Here is a 17700-nt window from a genome sequence, read left to right as displayed (position 1 = left end):
GTACCTCTCTCGGATCGGTCCCGGTCAGTGTCCTACCCCGTGGCGTGGTCGAAGAAGCACGCACCGTCAGGCAGGCGCAGCCGCGCCGGGGGCAGGTCGGGGTCGGTGACGAGCGCCGACACCACCGCCACGTAGTCGTCGATCAGCCCGGCCACGAGGTCGTCGCCGAAGACGCCCCGGTTACGGATGATCACGCCGCCGGCCCGGTCGTCGTCCACCACCACGATGGGCGAGCCCCGTTTCACCCAGACCGGCAGGCAGTCGGGTGGCACGTCGGCGGCGAGCACCGGGGGCGGGGTGCCGGGCGCGGGCCGGGCGGTGATGTCGACCGGCTCGACCCGCAGCTCCGGGCAGCTCAACACCGGCGAGGCGGACGCGGCGGACTGGAACCAGGCGTCGAACAGGTGGTTGTCCGGCCAGGGGCGCACGCGCGGGAAGTCGGGCCGGACCGCCCGGGCCACCCGGTGGAACGGGGCGGCGTGGTCGATCGCCTCGGCCAGGGCGGCGTGCGCGGCGGCGACCACGGCGCGCATCGGCGCGTCCGGGTCGACGGTGGCCGGCAGGTAGACGTTGTTGGTGAACTGGCCGATGAGCTGCCGCGACAGCGGGCTCTCCCGGCCCAGCGTGGTGGTGCCCAGCACCACCCGCCGCCGCCCGGCCCGCGTCGACAGCACCACCAGGTAGGCGGCGAGCAGCAGGACGTACGGGCTGGTCCGGGCCCGGCGGGCGGCCGGGCGCAGCCGCGCGGTGACCTCCGGCGGGAACGCGAAGCGGGTGGCCACCTCGGCGCTGAGTTCGACGTCGGGGCCGGGTGGCGGCGCCGGGAAGAGCTGGTACGGCTCCACCGGGCGCAGCCGCTCGGCCCAGTAGCCGGTCCGGGCGGCGGCGTCGATCCCGCCGCCGGCCAGCTCCGCCTCCTGGAGCGCGGCGAGCCCGGCGAAGTCCACGCCGAGCGGCGGCTGCGGGTCGGCCGCGCCGAGCCGGGCCGCGTACGCGTGGCAGAGGTCCTCCACGAACACCCGGCAGGACCAGCCGTCGGAGACCATGTGGAAGAAGCAGAGCGCGAGCACGTGTTCGGTCGCGGAGAGTCGGACCAGCGCGGCCCGCCACAGGGGCGCCCGGCCCGGGTCGAACGCGACGTTGCGGTGCGCGTACGCGATCTGCTCGACGCGGGCCTGCTGCTCGTCCGGCGGGAGGCCGGACAGGTCGACCTCCTCCAGCGGCGAGTCGACGTGCGGCAGGATCGTCAGGGCCGGTTCGGGGCCGATGCGGTCGAACCGCATCCGCAGCGCGTCGTGCCGCCGCACCACGTCCCGCATCGCCTGCCGCAGCGTGTCGACCCGCAGCGTGCCGCGCAGCCGGCGGAACTCCACCACCACGAGCCGGGCGTCACCCGGGTGGGCCGGGTCGAGCGCGGTCATGAACTCCCACATCATCTGCTGGCTCGGCGCCAGCGGCAGCGTCGTCGGCATGGCGTCCCCCTCAGGCCGCCACCGGCTGCGCCGCCGCGGGCGTGACCGGCTGGTAGTCGGCCTCGTCCGGCGCGCGGAAGCCGGTGAAGAGCAGGTCGGGCCGGCCCAGGCGGAGCGCGGTGACGAACGCGGCGCCGTCGAAGAGCGTCTCGATCGCCGCGCAGGCCGCCGACTCGGCGACCGCCCGCGGCCCCCGGTCGCCGCCGAGCCGGCCGGGTGTCTTCGCGGCGATCACGGCCGCCGCGACGGCCGGCACCGCGAGCAGGCTGCGCCCGGAGCTGCGCCGGGCGGTCAGCAGCCCGGCCAAGGCGGTGGCGGCGAGCAGGCTCGCGGTGTTGAGCACGAACCGGCGCCGGCGCGGGTGGGCCAGGCAGAGCCACTGCTCGGAGCGGCCGTACGTGGTGAACCGGTAGGCCACCGCGCGGAACGAGTCGGCGACGCCGGTGTCGTGGGTGACCACCCCGTCCGGCTCGGCGAGCAGCACGTAGCCGGCGTCGGTCAGGAGCAGCCCGAGGTGCAGGTCCTCCCCACCGATCGGCATCGGGGAGTCCTCCGGGAACCCGCCGACCGCGTCGAACGCGGCGCGCTTGAGCGCCGTGTTAGCCCCGGCGCCCCAGGAGACCCGCTCGTGGTGCAGCGGTCGGGTCAGGTCGCCGAGCAGCAGGTAGGAGCGGCTCATCACGCGGAAGAACGCGCTGTCACCGGGGTCCACGAGCACCGGGCCGGCGACGCCGGCGACCTCCTCGCCGCTGGCGCGCAGCCGGGCCGCGTACCTGGTGATCAGGTCGGCCGGTACCCGGCAGTCGGAGTCGGTGAAGAGAAGCAGGTCGTGGCGGGCGTGCCGGACACCCAGGTTGCGCTTGGCGCCGACGTGCCGTGGCCCGCGCACGTAGCGGGCGCCGTACTCGGCGCAGGCGGCGCGGTGCGCGGCGGCGGCGGCGGGCGCGGAGTCGTCGACCACCACCACCTCCACCGGCTCCGGACAGTTCGGGGCGGCGTCGCGCAGGCTGCGGAGCTGGCGGCGCATCTCCGGCACCCGGTCCTTGACCGGGATGACGACGGAGACGCCGCGCGTGACGGCGCGGGGTTCGGTCGGTTCGCCCACGGGCGATGCGGATCGGCTCATGCCTGAAGCGTCGGCCACATCGATACAGGATTGATACACGGCAACCTCTTGCGCAGGTATCCGACGTGTATCGCCGATGTATCGACGGCCATCAAGGTCGAAGGCATGACGACCTCCATTCCGCTCGACCGGCGGCTCGCCGTCGACGGCGGCCGGCCGGTCCGTCCGCCGGACCGACCGTGGCCGCGCTGGCCGATCCCCGCACCGGACGCCGCCCCCAACCTCGCCGCCGTGCTGCACGGCGGGCGGTGGGCGATCAGCAGCCCGACCGTCGGCGACGGCGTCCTGTTCGAACGCCGCTTCGCTGCCGACTTCGCCCGTTACGTCGGCAGCCGGCACTGCGTGCCCGTCGACCATGGTTCCAGCGCGCTCGTGGTGGCGCTGGAGTCGCTCGGCCTCGGCTACGGCGAGACCGTGCTCGTCCCGGCGCTGACCTGGACCGCCTCCGCCACCGCGGCGCTGCGTGCCGGCCTGGTGCCGGTGCTCGTCGACGTGGACCGCGACACCGGCTGCGTCGGGCCGGACGACCTCGACCTGTCGGTGGACCCGCGGGCCGTGGTGGCCGTGCACTGGGCCTCGAACATGGCCGACATGCCGGCGCTCGACGCGGTCACCGGGCCGCGCGACATCTCCATCGTGGAGGACTGCGCGCAGGCGCACGGCGCCACCTGGCAGGGCCGCCAGGCCGGCTCGTTCGGCCGGCTGGGCTGCTTCAGCTTCCAGCACGGCAAGGTCCTCACCTGCGGCGAGGGCGGGGCCGTGGTCACCGACGACGACCGCCTGGCACCCGTCCTGGAGGAGTTGCGGGCCGACTCGCGTCGCTACCGCGGCGACCGCACGCCCCCGGGTGAGCTGGATCTGGAGGAGAGCGCCGGGGTGCAGGGCGCCAACTTCTGCCTGAACGAGTTCTCCGCCGCGGTGGCGTGCGCCCAACTGGCCACCCTGGACGCCCAGCACGAGGTGCGCAACCGCAACTACCGGCTGCTCGCCGAACTGCTGGCCGACGTCGACGGCGTCCGGCTGCTGCAACCGGCGGCGGCGCAGACCCGCATCTCGATCTACGAGGGGACGCTCGTCCTCGACGACCTGCCCACCGGCATGGACAACGCCGCCGTGGCCGCCGCGCTCACCGCCGAGCTGGGCAAGCGGTTCTACCTCACCGACGAGCCACTGCACCGCAGCAAGCTGCTCCAGCCGTGGACCAAGCCGCTGCTCGCGCCGCTCGCCGAGCGCTTCGCGGCGATCCACGCCGACCGCACCTACCCCAAGACCGAGTGGCTCGCCGCGCACACGGTCCAGACGCACCACAGCACCTTCCTCGGCACCGAGCAGGACATGCACGACGTGGCCACCGCCGTCACCAAGGTGCTGACCCGCTGATCCGCGCCACCGCCGGCGCACCCACCAGAAGGGACCTTCCCGTGACCGTCACCCAGCGTGAGACCTCGCACAATCCGACCCCCGAGGCCGACGGACCCGTCGGCGTGTGGCTCAACGGCGCCCGCGGCTCGGTCGCCACCACCGCGATCACCGGCCTGCTGGCGCTGCGGGCCGGCATGACCGACTCGACCGGCTGCGTCACCGACACCGGCATGCTGCGCGACGCGCCGCTCGCCGACTGGGCCGACCTGGTCGTCGGCGGGCACGACATCGTCGACACCCCGCTGGAGAAGAAGGCCGAGTCGCTCGTCGACTCCGGCGTCATCCCGGCCCCGGTGCTGGCCGCCGTGCGGGGCAGCCTGCCCGAGGTCGAGCGCGACCTGCGCACCGGCTACGACGCGCGGACCGAGACCGGTCCGCTGGCCGAGGTGATCGACCGGCTGGCCGGTGACATCGAGGAGTTCCGCACCCGCCACGGCCTGTCCCACGTCGTCGTGATCAACGTGTCGTCCACCGAGCCGCCGGTCGAGCACCGGCCCGAGCACGACGACCTGGACGCGCTGACCCGCAGCCTGGCCGACCCGGCGGACCGGGCGCTGCCGGCCAGCGCGGTCGTCGCGTACGCGGCGTTCCAGGCCCGATGCGGCTTCGTCGACTTCACCCCGTCGACCGGGGCGCGGCTGCCCGCGCTGGAGATGCTGGCGCAACGCGAGCGGGTGCCGTTCGCCGGCTCGGACGGCAAGACCGGGGAGACGCTGCTGCGGACCGCGCTGGCGCCGATGTTCACCTGCCGCGCCCTGCACGTGCTCTCCTGGGCCGGAGTCAACCTGCTCGGCGGCGGTGACGGCGCCACGCTTGAGGACCCGCGCAACGCCCGGAGCAAGCTGAGCTCCAAGTCGGGCGTGCTGCCGGCGCTGCTCGGCGAGGACGTCACCGCTCCGCTGCACATCGACAACGTGCCGGACCTCGGCGACCACAAGACCGCCTGGGACCACGTCTCGTTCGAGGGGTTCCTCGGCGTCCGGATGTCCATGCAGCTCACCTGGAGCGGGGTCGACTCCACCCTGGCCGCCCCGCTGGTGCTCGACCTGGCCCGGCTGACCGCCGCGGCGCACCGCGCCGGGCACGTGGGCGCGATCGAGGAGCTGGGGTTCTTCTTCAAGGACCCGATCGGCTCCGACGAGCACGCCCTCGCCGAGCAGGCGTCGGTGCTCTCCGCCTGGGCCAGCGGGCTGGACGGCCGTACCGACCGCTGACCTTCGTCCCGGCCGCCGGCGCGGTCCGTTCCGCGCCGGCGGTCCCCGCCCCCTGTATCCGTTCCGAGGAGCCCTCCATGTCACACGTCCCGAACGCGCCCGACCCGCCGACCACGGATCCGGTGTGGACACCGATCCTGACCGGCCTGCGCGCGACCGCGCTGGACTGCCTCCAGACGAGCTTCGCGCTGCTGGCCGACCACGCGAACGGATCCGGCAGTCACCTCGCCCTCGGCGCCCGCTTCGGGTTCGCCACCCGGGAGCGGGACGGCCTGGTCACCGTCGAGGCCACCTCGGACGACCGGGCCGCCGAGGCGGCCGACCTGCTGGGCCTGTGGGTGGAGGGCCGGTGGATGCAGCTCGACGGCCCGCAGGTGCGTCAACTGTGCGGCCCGGGCCAGCCGCTCTACGTCATCGCCGACGCCTACGACCTGCCCTGGTGCCCCTATCACGGGCACGAGCACATGCGGCACAGCTTCCTGGTCACGGCCGCCACCACGGACGAGGTCACGGTGGTCGACGCCTACCACAACGACACCGCCTGGGGCGCCGCCCGGCCGGGCGTGTGGCGGCTGCCCACCGCCGGGTTCGACGCGGCGCTGGCCGGCGGCGCGCACACGCCCGCCGTGGCGGTGCACCCGGCGCCGGCGATCGACGTGCCGGCCATGCTCGCCGGCAACGCCGACCGGGCCCGCCGGGCCCGCCCGGAGATCGCCGCCTACCTGGACCGGACCGCCGCCGCCCTGGGCACCGTGGCCGGGCTGCACCGCTTCGTGCTCGACGTCTGGTTGCTGGCACGCGGTCGCGACCTGCACGAACACTGGCTCGCCGCGGCGGCGCCGGACGCCGCCGCCGCGCTGGCCGGCCAGGGCCCGCGCTGGCAACAGCTCGCCACCCGCAGCTACGTCGCGCTGCGCCGCGCCCAGGCGGGTCGACCCGCCGCGCCGGAGCTGGCGGACGCGCTCGGCACCCTCGTCGAGAGTCACCTGACCGCGCTGGAGTCGGTCGGCGCCGACGCCGCGCCGGCCGGCGCGGGTCCGGCGGGCGGGGACGGCGTACGCGCGGCCGTGCTCGGGGCGCTCGGCGACACCCTGCACCTGGACGGGTCCGAGTTGCACAGCTCCGACGTGCTGCGGGAGCTGCCCGGGTTCGACTCGTTCCGGCTGGTGGACGTCATCGACCGGGTCGAGCAACGCCTCGGCGTCGAGGTGCCGGCGACCGCGCTCTCCGCCGCCGACCTGCGGGACGTCGGCTCGCTGTGCGCCATGTTCGGCGCCGCCGCCGGGGGTGCCCGATGAGTGCCGACCTGCTGCCCGACCTGCTCGACAGCACGGCCGCCGCGCGTCCCGACGCGCCCGCCGTCGACGACGGGACCGCCTGCCACACGTACCACGAGGTCCGGACCGCGAGTTTGCGCCTGGCCGGCTGGCTGCGCGCGGTGGGGGTCCGGCGCGGCGACCGGGTGCTCGTCGCGCTTCCGACCGACGCGACGCTGCCGGCGCTGCTGTACGCGGTGGCCCGGGCCGGCGCGGCCTTCGTGGTGGTCCGGACCCCGGCCCCGGAGGTCGCCCTGGCGCACGTGCTCGACGACGCGGAACCTGCCCTGGTCCTCACCGACGACGCCCCCCTCGGCGAGCTGTCCCGGGCCCGGGGTGTCCCGGCGCGTGGCGCCGCCGACGTGGCGCACGCGGCGGCGACCGGCGACGGGGACGCGCCGGCCGGCGACGGCCCGCTCCCGGTCGACCCGGTCTGCCTGATCTACACCTCCGGCAGCACCGGGATGCCGAAGGCGGTGGTCTCCACGCACGCCCAGGTCACCTTCGCGGTCCGGGCGATCCAGTCGGAGCTGCGTTACCGGCCCGACGACGTGGTGCACGACGTGCTGCCCACCTCGTTCGACTACGGCCTCTACCAGATCTTCCTGAGCACCGTGGCGGGCGCCCGGCTGCGCCTGGGTGACCCGGCCGAGACCGGCGGCCGGCTGCTGGCGAGCCTGGTCGGCTCCGGCGCGACAGTGCTGCCGTGCGTGCCGTCGCTCGCCATCAACCTGCTGCGGCTGCTCGGCCGGCCCACCGCGCCGCGCCCGCGGCTGCGCCTGCTGACCAACACCGGGGCGGCCATGCCACCGGAGGTGCTGGCCGGCCTGCGCGAGCTGCTGCCCGGCCTGAGCGTCCAACTGATGTTCGGCCTCACCGAGTGCAAACGCGCGGCGATCATGCCGCCGGACGAGGACCTGCGCCGGCCCGGCGCCTGCGGCCGGGCGCTGCCCGGCACCGAGATCTTCACGGTCGACGCCGACGGGCGGCGCCAGCCGGCCGGGAGCACCGGCGAGCTGGTGGTCCGCGGCCCGCACGTGATGGCCGGCTACTGGCGGCGGCCCGAGCTGACCGCCGAGCGGTTCCGGCGCGTGCACGGGCTCTTCCCGCAACTGCACACCGGCGACCACGGCCACGTCGACGCCGACGGGTACGTCCACTTCGCCGGCCGGCGCGACGACGTCTACAAGGAGAAGGGCACCCGGGTCAGCGCCACCGAGGTGGAGGCCGCCGCCCACCGGGTCGACGGCGTGGACGCGGCGGGTGTGCTGCCGCCGGCCGCCGGCTGCGACGGCGCGACGCTGTTCGTGGTGGCCGAGTTGACGCCGGGCGACGTCCTGCGCCGGCTGCGGGACCAGTTGGAGGAGATGAAGGTGCCGGCGCGCTGCGTCGTGCTGCCGGACCTGCCACTGACCGGCAACGGCAAGGTCGACCGACGGGCGCTGGCCCGGCTGGCCGGTGAGCGCCGTGGCTGACCTGCCCTTCGACACCCCCGCCTACCGCTACGACCTGGCCGGGGTACGCGCCAACCACGCCACGCTGCGCGCGGCGCTGCCCGCGCCGAGCCGGCTCTACTACTCGCTCAAGGCCAACCCGCACCCGGCGGTGGTGGCGGCGCTGCACGAGGCCGGCTGCGACGCCGAGATCTGCTCCCCCGGTGAGCTGGCCGCGGCGCTGCGCGCCGGGGTGCCCGGCGACCGGATGCTCTACACCGGCCCCGGCAAGCGGGACGCCGAGGTGGCCGGCGCGGTCCGGGCCGGCGTCCGCTGGTTCTCCGTCGACTCGCCGGTCGGGCTGGACCAGGCCGACCGGATCGCCGCCGCGCACGGCGTGGATCTGCGCTGCCTGCTGCGGGTCAACGACCGGGTGCCGAACCCCGGCCAGGGGCTGACCATGACCGGTGTCGCCTCGCAGTTCGGCGCCGACGTCGACTGGATCGAGCGGGCACCGGAGAAGTTCCGCTCCCGCCCGTCGGCCCCGGTACGCGGGTTCCACCTCTACACCGGCAGCAACGTCGACTCGGTGGACGCGCTCGTCGCGCAGTTCACCACCGCCGCGACCACCGCCCGCCGGCTGCGCGACCTGCTCGGCGTCGACCTGACCGTGCTCGACCTGGGCGGTGGCTTCGGCGCGCCGTTCGCCCGGCCGGGCCGCAACGCGGACCTGTCCGGGCTCGCCGACGCCGTCGGCGCGGCGCTCGACGGGCTCTTCCCCGGCTGGCGCGACGGGACGCCGACCGTGGCGTTCGAGTCGGGGCGGTTCCTCACCGCCACCGCCGGCACGCTGCTGACCCGGGTGCTCGACGTCAAGCGGTCGCAGGGCACGCCCGTGGTGGTGCTGGAGTCCGGCATCAACCACCTGGGCGGGATGTCCGGCCTGCGCCGGCTGCCGCCGCTCGTGCCCGCGCTGCACGCCGCCGACGACCGCGACGGCGAGCCGCTCGACGCCGCGATCGTGGCCGGTCCGCTGTGCACGCCGCTCGACACCTGGGCCCGCGCCGCGAGCCTGCCCGACGTACGGCCGGGCGACGTGCTCGCCGTGCCGAACGTCGGCGCGTACGGGCTCTCGGCGAGCCTGCTGGCGTTCCTCGGCCATCCGGCCCCGGTCGAGGTGATCTGCGACGGCGACCGGATCGTCGAGACGTCCCGGCTGACGCTGACCCGGCAACCCGCCGGCCACGAAGACCCACGAGATGAGAGGTGACGTCATGAACGCCGAATTCACCGAGTTGCTGCGGCCGTTCCTCAAGTTCGCCGGCCCGGACGAGATCACCGAGGAGGCGCGGCTGCGCGACCTGGGCCTGGACTCGATGCGCGAGATCGAGCTGCTCTTCGCCATCGAGGAGACGTTCGGGGTGGCCGTGCCGGACGACAAGCTCGTCGACTCCACGTTCGCCACCGCGGGCGGGCTGTGGGGCGTGATCGAGGAGCTGCGGACCCCCGTGGGCGGTGGTACCCGATGACCGCCGCCGGGTGGGCCCCGGCCGTCGAGACCGTGTCCGAGGTGGCGGCGGCGCACGCGCGCCAGTCGGACGAGAACGCCACGTTCCCCACCGAGGCGCTCGCGGCCATGCGGCGTACCGGGCTGTTGGGGCTGCTCGTCCCGACCGCCGAGGGCGGCGCCGGCGGCACGCTGTCCGACCTGGTCGACGTCACGCTGGCGCTGGGCCGGGTGGACATGTCGGTGGCGATGGTCTTCGCCATGCACTGCCAGCAGGTCGCCGCGATCACCGCCTTCGGCGGGGAGAAGCTGCGGACCGAGGTGCTGCCGGCGGTGGCCCGGGGCGAGCGGTATCTCGGCTCGGTCACCACCGAGGCCGGCAAGGGCGGTCACCTGCTGACCGCCGAGTCGGCCCTGGCACACGACGGCGAGATGCTGTGCGTCGACCGCCAGGCGCCGATCGTGACCGGCGGCCCGTACGCGGACGCCTTCCTCATCACCACTCGCGCGCCGGGCGCCGAGTCGGCGTCCCAGGTGGACCTGGTCTACGCCGCCCGCGACCAACTTGAGGTCGAGGTGACCGGCGGGTGGCGTCCGCTGGGCATGCGGGCCACCCACAGCGTGCCGATGCGACTGCGCGGCGCGGTGCCGCAGTGGCAGGTCGTCGGCGAGCACGGCGGGTTCCGGGAGATCGCCACCACGGTCTTCGCGCCGCTGGCGCACGTCGGCTGGGCCGCCGCCTGGCTCGGCACGGCGGCCGGGGCGTACGAGCGGTTGCTGCGGCACGCGCGCGGCGAGGCGGGCCGGCGACAGTTCAACCCCTCCTCGGAGCTGGTGCTGCTGCGGCTGGCCGGGATCCGCATCCGGCTGGACGCGGCGCACGCGTTGCTGCGGCACACCGTCTCGGTGGTCGCCGACGCGCCGGACATGTCCGCGGCGCCGGTGCAACTCCTGCTCAACACGTTGAAGATCCGCGCGGCGGAGGAGTCGTTCGCCGCCGCCGACGAACTGGTCGAGCTGTCCGGGCTGCGTCACGGCTACCTGACCGACTCGCCGCTGGCCCTGGAGCGCACGTTCCGGGACCTGCGCTCGGCGTCGCTGAACTACGCCAACGACCGGCTGCGGCTGGCGAACGGGGCGCTGGCGCTGCGCGACCAGGCGGTGCGTCTTGCCTGAGCCGACGCCGACGCCGAGGGCCGCGACGCCGACGCCGACGCCGAGGGCCGCGACGCCGACGCCCCTGACGCCGACGCCGACGCCGACGAAGGCGTCCGCGACGCCGGCCGGGAACCATGCCGCGCGGGTGCGCGTGGCCCTGGCCGGCGTGGACGTCGCCGACCCGCGCGCCGTGTGGCGGGCACTCGGCGCCGGCGGCGTCACCGCGGCCCTCTACCCGGACGGCGAGCAGCCGGACCCGGTTCGGCTGTCGGCGCTGCTCACCGAACTGGACGCCCACTGCCCGCTGGGCGTGACGCTGTCGGTCTGCGTCCAGGTCGCCACCGTACTGCCGCTGCTGGCCGGCGCCGGTGGGCCGGCGGAGACCGCGCGCCGTGGCATGTTGCGCGGCGAGACCGTGGTGGCGCTCGCCGTCACCGACGCCGCCGGGTCCGGCTCGGACCTGCTCGACGCCACCACCCGGGTGAAGCTGGGCGAGGGCACGGCCACCCTGGACGGCGGGAAGACCTGGATCACCAACGCGACGACGTGCGACGCGGCGCTGGTGCTCGCCCGGCACCGCGAGGCGCGCCACTTCACCAGCTTCTGCTGGCTGCTCACCCCGGCCGCCGCGCCGGGCGTGACGGTCTCCTCCGCCGGGCGGGCGTTCGCCGGCGCCGGCACCGGTCACCTGCGGTTCGCCGCCGTCGCGCTCGACCCGGACGCCGTGGTGGGCCGCCCCGGCCGGGCGCTTGCCGGCTTCGCCCGGCAGGCCGGCGTGGAGCGGCTGGCGAGCGCGCTGTGGGCGCGGGCGATGTGCCACCGGATGCTCGCCGGCCTGCGCGACTGGCTGCGCGGCCGGCCGGCCGGCGAGGGGACGCTGTGGGACCGCCCGGCGATCCGGGAGCGGTACGCCCGCTGCCTGGTGGCGGTCCGGCAGCTCGACGCGCTGTGCGCGCCGCCGCTGGCCGCGCCGGACGCCGTCCCGTCCCCGGTGACCGGCATGCTTCTCAAGATCACCGCCGCCGAGACGGTCGAGCGGGTCGCCGCCGAGGCCGTGCACCTGCGCGGCGCGGACGCCTTCCGCGACGGCGGCGAGGCGCACCTGCGCACCGAGGCGGCCATGTTCGGCATCGCCGGCGGTGCCACCGGCGCAATGCTCGCCGGCATCGCCGACCACGCCGACGAACTTGTCGACGCCGGGCGCTGACCGACGACGCCAACCGCGCCGGCAGCACCGACAACGCCGACCGCACCGACCGCACGAGGAAGGCCGACAGCACGAGGAAGGGAGTACCGCCGTGAGTCTCTACAAGTGGTTCCAGCGGAGTGTGGAGCGCGCGCCCGAGGCGGTCGCGTTGGAGGTCGACGGGCAGTCGGTGACGTACCGCCGGCTGCACGACCTGGCCGGCGGCCTCGCCGGACGGATCCACGCCGAGGTGGGGCGGCGTCCCCGGGCGGTCGGCCTGCTGGCCGCCCGCAGCCTGCCCGCGTACGCCGGTTATCTGGCCGCGCTGCGGGCCGGCGCCGTCGTGGTGCCGCTCAACCCGGCGTTCCCGACCGCCCGCAACGCCGGGCTGTGCCGCGACGCCGGGGTGGACGCCGTGGTGGTGGACGCCGCCGGCGCGCAGGTCGCGGCCGGGGTCGCGGGCGGCGCCGCCACGGTACGGCTCGACGACGCGCCGGCCGGACCGGCGCCGGAGCCGGCGAGCGGTCCGGACGACGTGGCGTACCTGCTGTTCACGTCCGGGTCGACCGGGCGGCCCAAGGGTGTGCCGATCCGGCACCGCAACGTCGACGCCTACCTCGCCCACTGCCTCGACCGCTACCCGGTCGGCCCGGGCGACCGGCTGTCGCAGACCTTCGACCTGACCTTCGACCCGTCGGTGTTCGACATGTTCGTCGCCTGGGGCGGCGGCGCGACGCTCGTGGTGCCGCAGCCGGACGAGGTGCTGACGCCGGTGCGGTTCGTCAACGAGCGGCGCATCACCCACTGGTTCTCGGTGCCCTCGGTGGTGTCGCTGGCCCGCCGGATGCGGATGCTCTCCCCCGGCGTCATGCCCGGCCTGCGGCACAGCCTGTTCGCCGGTGAGCAGCTCACGCACGAGGCGGCGCGGGCCTGGGCGGCGGCGGCGCCGAACAGCGTGGTGGAGAACCTCTACGGCCCCACCGAGCTGACCGTGACCTGCGCCGCCCACCGGCTGCCGGCCGACCCGGCGGACTGGCCGGCGACCTCGAACGGCACCGTGCCGATCGGCGACGTGTACGACACCCTCGACGCGATCCTGCGCGACGAGGACGGCGGCACCGGCGGCGACGACGGCGAGCTGTGCGTCCGGGGGCCGCAGCGCTTCGCCGGCTACCTCGACCCGGCGGACGACGAGGGCCGGTTCGTCACGCACGCCGGGCAGCGGTACTACCGCACGGGCGACCGGGTCCGCCGCGAGCACGGCACGCTCGTGCACCACGGACGCCTCGACGACCAGGTGAAGCTGCGCGGCTACCGGATCGAGCTGGGCGAGATCGAGATGGTGCTGCGCGGCCACCCCGGCGTGGAGGACGCGGTGGTGCTGGCGCTCGGTGAGGGCGACGCCGTCACCCTCCAGGCGGTCTACACCGGCGCCGCCGGGATCGCCGCCGAGCTGGCCCGCCGCTGCGCCGACCGGTTGCCCGGCTACATGGCGCCGGCCCGGATCCACCACGTGGCCGCGTTGCCCACGAACGGCAACGGCAAGACCGACCGACGCCGCACCGCCGCCCTGGTCGGCGACGGGGCCGGCGGGACGAGAGGAGAACGGTGATGACCGGGATCAGCGAAGCGGACGAGCAGCAACTGGCGTTCCGGTCCGTCGCCGGGCGGTTCGCCACCGGAGTGGCGGTGACCACGGCGGTCGGACCCGACGGGCCGCTCGGGATGACCGTCAACTCGTTCACCACGGTGTCCCTGTCCCCCCGGATGCTGCTGGTCTGCCTGCGGCGGGACTGCCGGTTGCTCGGCGCGGTCCAGCGGACCGGCCGGTTCGCGGTCACCGTGCTCGCCGACGACCAGCGCGAGGACGCCGCCTGGTTCGCCAGCCGGGGCCGACCGACCGGCGCCGAGGGTTTCGCGGGTGTCGCGTACGACGCGGAGCGGGCGACCGGCTGCCCCCGGCTGACCGACGGGGTGGCGTACTTCGGGTGCGAGGCGGTGTCGGCCGAGCCGGTCGGTGACCACGCCGTGCTGATCGGGACCGTCCGCGCCGCCGGCCTGCTCCGGTCCGCGCCGCCGCTGCTCTTCGTGGACGGCCACTACGCGCAGGTCGCCGACCTGCGGGAAGCGGAGGTGGCGCGATGAGCGTCGGCGGCGCCCCCGGCGACCTGCGCCATCTCAGCCTGCGCGCGGCCCGGGCCGGCGCGGACGCGATCCGCCAGACACGCCACCACGGTTTCCGGACCGCCTACAAGGGTGGCGCGGCCCAGGATCCGGTGACCACCGCGGATCACGCGAGCGAACGTGCCATCCTCGACCTGCTGGCCCGGGACCGCCCGCAGGACGCCGTGCTGGCCGAGGAGTCCGGGCTCAGCGCCGGTTGCTCCGGCCTGCGGTGGATCGTCGACCCGCTGGACGGCACGTTGAACTTCAGCCACGGCGCGAGCCGGTACGCGGTGAGCGTGGCCGTGGCGGCCGGTTGCGACGTGGGCGACGGCGACGGCCGGGTGGTCGCGGCCACCGTCCTGCAACCGGCCAGCGGCGCCTTCCTGGTGCTCGACGGCGACGGCCCGCACGACGGCGACGCCCCGGTGGCGGTCAACCGGGAGGCGACGCCGGGGCACGCGCTGGTGGCGTTCGCGGTGCCCAACGCGCCCGCCCCCCGGCGGCGGGCCTACCAGGCGCTGGTCGACCTCGCGCCGCGCGTCGCCGACCTGCGCAACTCCGGCTCCACGGTGTGTGACCTCGCCTCGGTGGCCACCGGCGAGCTGGACGCGTTCGTCAGCTTCGACCCGGCCCCGTGGGACATCGCCGCGGGCACCGCGCTGGTCGAGGCCGGCGGCGGGGTGAGCCGGCGGTGGCGCCGGGACCGGACGACCGTCTTCGCCACCGGCGCGCCGGCCGTGGTGGAGGCGCTCGCCGACTGGCTGGGACCGGACCGTACCGGCCCGGAGGGCACCGACGAGGAAGGGGAACGACGATGACCAGGAATGACGAGTTCCGGCTGGCGCTCGTGGGCGCGGGCCGGATGGGCCGGCACCACATGGCGGCGCTGGCCGGCAACCGGACGGTCCGGATCGGCCACGTGGTCGATCCGGTGCCGGCGGCGCGCGCGGCGGTCACCGCCGCCGGGCTGCGGGCGTACCCGAGTGTGTCGGATCTGCTCGCCGAGACCGTGCCGGACGGGCTGCTGGTGACCGCGCCCACCGGCCGGCACGGCGAGCTGGTCGCCGCCGCCGCGAAGGCGGGGGTGCCGGTGCTGTGCGAGAAGCCGGCGGGGCTGGACGCGGCCGAGGCCGCGGAGGCCGGGCGGGTGGCCGCCGCCGCCGGCATCGGGTTCCAGGTCGCCTACTGGCGACGGTACGTGCCCGAGCTGCGGCGACTACGCGAGCGGATCGCCGGCGGCGACCTCGGTGAGGTGCTGTTCGTGGCGGCGTCGCAGTGGGACGGCGAGCCGCCCGCGGCGGCGTTCCGCACCGGCAGCGGCGGGATCTTCGTGGACATGGGCGTGCACGAGTTCGACCAGATCCGCTGGCTGACCGGGCAGGACATCGTCCGCGTCGCGGCGCAGCCGGCCGGGCCGGTCACCGACCCGGCGGTACGCGGACACGACGTGGACAGCGCGCAGGCGTTGCTCGGCCTCGCCGCCGGCGGCACCGCGCTCGTCTCGCTCGGCCGGCACTTCCCGGGCGGGGACATGGCCACGGTGGAGGTCTTCGGCACCCGGGGCCACCAACGGCTGATGTTCCTCGACCCGGCCGACGGCGACGCCACCATGTACGCGGCGCTGGCCCGCCAGGCGGAGGACTTCGCCGAGCTGGTCCGCACCGGCCGGTCCGCGGGGGCCGGGGTGGCGGACGCGGTCGCCGTGCTCGACGCGGCGCACCTGGCGACGGCCCAGCTCACCGTGGGCCACGACGTGAGCGCCGTTCGGTGAGTCCTTTCATCATCTGGGGGCAGGTTATTCCCTAGCCGAAGGTGGGAAATAAGCCGCCACAACACTGTGGACGGTACCGCGGAGCGAGGGACCAAACCCATGCAGTTCAGTGTTCTCGGTCCGCTGACCCTGTCTGCGGACCACCGCGTGATCACCCTGACCGGCACGAAACCACGCCTCCTGCTCGCCGTGCTGCTGCTCAGCCCGGGTCGCACCGTGTCCACCTCCCGGCTGGTCGACGGCCTCTGGCCGGACGCGCCGCCCGCGTCGGCGGTCCGCAACCTCCGCACGTACGTGCACCGGCTGCGGCAGTCGCTCGACCGCGGCGGCGACTCGGCCGACCGGCTGGTCCACGACGGCCCCGGCTACCACCTGCGGGTCGACGAGCACGAGCTGGACCTGCTCCGGTTCACCCGGCTCGCCGACGACGCGCGCCGGGCCGCCCGGGAGGACCGGCCGGAGGACGCCGCCGACCTGTTCGAGCGGGCGATCGAGCTGTGGCGCGGCCATCCGCTGGAGGACCTGCCGGAACTCGGCACCGAACTGGACGCCACCGTCACCGCCCTGCGGGAGCAGCACCGGGAGATGACCACCGAGCTGACCGACCTGCGGCTGCGGCTGGGCCAGCCGGCCCGGGTCATCCCGGCGCTGCGCCGGATGGTGACCGAGGAACCCCTCGACGAACAGCGGCAGGCGCAACTCGTCGTCGCGTTGACACTCGAGGGGCGCGTCGCCGAGGCGCTGGCCGCGTACCAGCAGGCCCGGCGCGGCATCGTCGACGAACTCGGCGTCGAACCCGGTCCCACGCTCCAGGGCGCGCTGCGCGTCGCGCTGGACGCCGACTCGGCCGCGATCCGGCCACCGTCCGGCTGGCCGGCCGTGGTGGCCGGCCCCGGTCCCGCCGCGCCGCCGCCCGCCCCGCCCGGCGGCCGGCAGGCGCTGCCGATGAAGCCGCCGGCCCTGGTCGGTCGGGACACCACGGCCAGCCAGCTCCGCGCCATCGCCGAGGGGATCGCGGATCCGACCGGCGCGGACGAGCACGCCGGCGTGGTGCTCGTCTCCGGCGCGCCGGGGGTCGGCAAGTCCTCCTTCTCCGTGTCCAGCGGCTACGAACTGGCCGATCTCTTTCCCGACGGGCAGCTCTTCGTCAGCTTCGACGGTGGCGGGGAGCCGGCCCGCGGCAGCGGCGAGCTGATCCGGGAGCTGCTGGTCGAGCTGGGCGTGCCGCTGACGGACATCTCCGACGACCTCCGGGAGCGGGCCGCCGTGCTGCGCTGCGCGCTCGCCGGTCGTCGCCTGCTGCTCATCATCGACGACGTCGACTGCGCGCAGCAGGTACGCCCGTTGCTACCGGGCGCGGGCCGCAGCCTGGTGCTGGTCAACAGCCGGCAGCGCCTGCTGGACCTGGACGTCGGCTGGCGGCTGACGCTCGGCGCGCTGGACCGGGCCGAGGCGGTGGAGCTGCTGGCGGCGATCGCCGGCGAGGGCCGGGTCCGGGACCAGCCGGAGGTGTTCGGCCGGATCGCCGACGCCTGCGACCAGTTGCCGCTGGCGTTGCGGATCGTCGGCAGCCGGCTGGTCGCCCAGCCGGACGGGGCGCTGTCCGGCTTCGCCGAGCACCTGGAGGACGAGGAGCACCGGCTCGCGGAGCTGGTCGTCGGCGACATCTCGGTGCGGGACAGTCTCTCGGTCAGCTACCGGGGGCTGGACGTGGACGCCCGCCGGGCGCTGCGCGCGCTGGCCGCCGCCGACGCGCTGATCACCGCGACCAGCGCGGTGGAGATCCTGCGCCTGCCCCGGCAGCAGGCCAACCGGCTGGTCGAGCACCTGGTCCACCACAACATGCTGCTGCCGGTCGACTCCGGGTCCGGCCAACGCTTCCACCTGCCGGAGCTGCTGCGCATCTTCGCCAACGAGTGCGTGTAAGGA

The 17700-nt window shown here is 75.4% G+C and carries 15 protein-coding genes; 13 read left to right on the top strand and 2 right to left on the bottom strand.

All coding sequences use genetic code 11. From position 1 onward, the window contains the following. Positions 1 to 32: 32 nt before the first annotated feature. Both O7602_RS11705 and O7602_RS11700 read right to left on the bottom strand, forming a co-directional pair. A complete protein-coding gene (locus O7602_RS11705) occupies positions 33 to 1472 on the bottom strand; it encodes a condensation domain-containing protein (RefSeq protein WP_281588690.1) in 1440 nt (479 codons plus the stop codon). 10 nt (positions 1473 to 1482) lie between these two features. Beyond that, positions 1483 to 2598 carry a glycosyltransferase gene (locus tag O7602_RS11700; RefSeq protein ID WP_281588688.1) on the bottom strand — a complete coding sequence of 372 codons (1116 nt, stop codon included), beginning with the start codon at positions 2596 to 2598 and terminating at the stop codon, positions 1483 to 1485. Positions 2599 to 2703: 105 nt separating this feature from the next. On the opposite strand from O7602_RS11700, the gene O7602_RS11695 reads away from it, so the two are divergent. The 13 genes from O7602_RS11695 to O7602_RS11635 all read left to right on the top strand — a co-directional run bounded on the left by O7602_RS11695 (position 2704) and on the right by O7602_RS11635 (position 17697). After that, a complete protein-coding gene (locus O7602_RS11695; protein ID WP_281588686.1) occupies positions 2704 to 3978 on the top strand; it encodes a DegT/DnrJ/EryC1/StrS family aminotransferase in 1275 nt (424 codons plus the stop codon). A gap of 41 nt (positions 3979 to 4019) precedes the next feature. Further along, the gene (locus O7602_RS11690; protein ID WP_281588684.1) at positions 4020 to 5234 is read left to right on the top strand and encodes an inositol-3-phosphate synthase; all 1215 of its coding nucleotides are present in this window, start codon (positions 4020 to 4022) and stop codon (positions 5232 to 5234) included. A 77-nt stretch (positions 5235 to 5311) separates the two neighbouring features. Then, positions 5312 to 6532 carry an acyl carrier protein gene (locus O7602_RS11685; protein ID WP_281588682.1) on the top strand — a complete coding sequence of 407 codons (1221 nt, stop codon included), beginning with the start codon at positions 5312 to 5314 and terminating at the stop codon, positions 6530 to 6532. Next, positions 6529 to 8025, top strand: a complete 1497-nt coding sequence (locus tag O7602_RS11680; protein WP_281588680.1) for an AMP-binding protein — start codon at positions 6529 to 6531, stop codon at positions 8023 to 8025. Before O7602_RS11685 ends, O7602_RS11680 begins: the two co-directional genes overlap by 4 nt. Next, a complete protein-coding gene (locus O7602_RS11675) occupies positions 8018 to 9253 on the top strand; it encodes an alanine racemase (protein ID WP_281588678.1) in 1236 nt (411 codons plus the stop codon). The genes O7602_RS11680 and O7602_RS11675 overlap by 8 nt, the downstream gene beginning before the upstream one ends. Before the next feature lie 4 nt (positions 9254 to 9257). Continuing rightward, positions 9258 to 9512: a phosphopantetheine-binding protein gene (locus tag O7602_RS11670; RefSeq protein WP_281588676.1), complete on the top strand. Its 255-nt coding sequence runs from the start codon at positions 9258 to 9260 to the stop codon at positions 9510 to 9512. Further along, complete coding sequence (locus O7602_RS11665; protein ID WP_281588674.1) at positions 9509 to 10666, top strand: acyl-CoA dehydrogenase family protein; 1158 nt, start codon at positions 9509 to 9511, stop codon at positions 10664 to 10666. The genes O7602_RS11670 and O7602_RS11665 overlap by 4 nt, the downstream gene beginning before the upstream one ends. Before the next feature lie 127 nt (positions 10667 to 10793). Further along, complete coding sequence (locus O7602_RS11660) at positions 10794 to 11855, top strand: acyl-CoA dehydrogenase family protein (protein ID WP_281588672.1); 1062 nt, start codon at positions 10794 to 10796, stop codon at positions 11853 to 11855. A gap of 91 nt (positions 11856 to 11946) precedes the next feature. Continuing rightward, positions 11947 to 13446, top strand: a complete 1500-nt coding sequence (locus O7602_RS11655) for an amino acid adenylation domain-containing protein (protein ID WP_281588670.1) — start codon at positions 11947 to 11949, stop codon at positions 13444 to 13446. Next, positions 13446 to 13979: a flavin reductase family protein gene (locus O7602_RS11650; protein ID WP_281588669.1), complete on the top strand. Its 534-nt coding sequence runs from the start codon at positions 13446 to 13448 to the stop codon at positions 13977 to 13979. The genes O7602_RS11655 and O7602_RS11650 overlap by 1 nt, the downstream gene beginning before the upstream one ends. Then, positions 13976 to 14818 carry an inositol monophosphatase family protein gene (locus O7602_RS11645; RefSeq protein ID WP_281588667.1) on the top strand — a complete coding sequence of 281 codons (843 nt, stop codon included), beginning with the start codon at positions 13976 to 13978 and terminating at the stop codon, positions 14816 to 14818. The genes O7602_RS11650 and O7602_RS11645 overlap by 4 nt, the downstream gene beginning before the upstream one ends. After that, positions 14815 to 15771 carry a Gfo/Idh/MocA family oxidoreductase gene (locus O7602_RS11640; protein ID WP_281588666.1) on the top strand — a complete coding sequence of 319 codons (957 nt, stop codon included), beginning with the start codon at positions 14815 to 14817 and terminating at the stop codon, positions 15769 to 15771. The genes O7602_RS11645 and O7602_RS11640 overlap by 4 nt, the downstream gene beginning before the upstream one ends. Positions 15772 to 15870: 99 nt before the next feature. Then, positions 15871 to 17697, top strand: a complete 1827-nt coding sequence (locus tag O7602_RS11635; RefSeq protein ID WP_281588664.1) for an AfsR/SARP family transcriptional regulator — start codon at positions 15871 to 15873, stop codon at positions 17695 to 17697. Positions 17698 to 17700 lie beyond the last annotated feature (3 nt).

This window comes from Micromonospora sp. WMMD1128, from assembly GCF_027497235.1.
Taxonomy (GTDB): Bacteria; Actinomycetota; Actinomycetes; order Mycobacteriales; family Micromonosporaceae; genus Micromonospora.
This window is presented reverse-complemented; position numbering and strand designations above follow the sequence as displayed.